Source organism: Mesorhizobium liriopis, assembly GCF_024053505.1.
GTDB lineage: Bacteria > Pseudomonadota > Alphaproteobacteria > Rhizobiales > Rhizobiaceae > Mesorhizobium_B > Mesorhizobium_B liriopis.
This window is the reverse complement of the sequence record NZ_JAMXQS010000022.1, coordinates 1-1280: the sequence shown is the minus strand read 5'-3', so window position 1 is coordinate 1280 and position 1280 is coordinate 1. Positions and strand designations below refer to the sequence as shown.

1 protein-coding gene is annotated in these 1280 nt (G+C 62.6%); it reads right to left on the bottom strand.

What is annotated here, in order from left to right; genetic code table 11:
* A partial coding sequence (gene xylA / locus NGM99_RS21540; protein ID WP_252822829.1) for a xylose isomerase occupies positions 1-1262 on the bottom strand: 1262 nt, incomplete at its 3' end.
* Positions 1263-1280 lie beyond the last annotated feature (18 nt).

Sequence of the window (1280 nt, the reverse complement as noted above, 5' to 3'; positions counted from 1 at the left end):
AGCCATTCCTGTTTGCCTGATTTGGGCTGGGGGTCGATGCCTTCGCGCTCGACGCGGGCGGCGATCTCTTCGAGGCTTCGCTCGCCCTTCAGCATGGCCTGGGCTTCGGGCTGGTCCCAGCCCTTGTAGCGCTCGGCAAGCGGGGTGGACAGCGCCTTGTCCTCGATCATGCGCGCGGCCGCTTTGAGCCCCCGCGCGCAGCAGTCGATGCCCCCGATATGGCCGATCAGCAGATCCTCTGGGTCGAGCGACTGACGGCGCAGCTTGGCATCGAAGTTGGTGCCCCCTGTGGTGAAGCCACCCGCTTGGAGGACCTGATAGTAGGCGAGCGCCATCTCGGGCACATTGTTGGGGAACTGGTCGGTGTCCCAGCCCGACTGGTAGTCGTTGCGGTTCATGTCGATCGAGCCCAGAAGCCCCAGCGAAGCGGCGAGTGCGAGCTCGTGCTCGAACGAGTGGCCGGCCAGGATCGCATGGCCCTGCTCGATGTTGAGCTTCACTTCCGTTTCAAGACCATGCTTCTTGAGGAAGCCATAAACGGTGGCGACATCATAGTCGTACTGGTGCTTGGTCGGCTCCTGCGGCTTGGGCTCGATCAGGATGGTGCCCTCAAAGCCGATCTTGTGCTTGTACTCGACGACCAGGTTCAGGAAGCGGCCCATCTGGTCGAGCTCGCGGCCGATGTCGGTGTTGAGAAGCGTTTCATAGCCTTCGCGCCCGCCCCAAAGCACGTAGTTGGCCCCACCCAACCGCTTTGTCACGTCCATGCACGCCTTCACGCTCGCCGCCGCATAGGCAAACACGTCCGGGTCGGGATTGGTGGAAGCGCCCGCCATCCAGCGGCGGTGCGAGAACATGTTGGCGGTGCCCCACAAAAGCTTCACGCCGGTCTTTTCCTGCTGGCTTTCGAAGCGCTCGGCGATCTGGTCCAGACGCTTCGCACTTTCCCTGAAGGTCGCACCTTCGGGCCGCACATCGGCGTCATGAAAGCAGTAGAAGGGCACGCCCAGAAGCGTGAAGAGCTCGAACGCGGTATCCGCCTTGAGCAAAGCCAGATCCATCGTGTCACCCGACGCCCCCCCGAACCAGGGGCGTTCGAAGGTCTGGCCGCCAAACGGATCACCCCCCGGCCAGGCGAACGAATGCCAGTAGGCCACCGCAAAGCGCAAGTGGTCCTCCATCCGCTTGCCCAACACCACCTCGTCCTTGTTGTAGAAGCGGTAAGCCAAAGGATTGACGCTGTCTGGACCCTCATACCGGATGGGAGAGAGGTCGGTGAA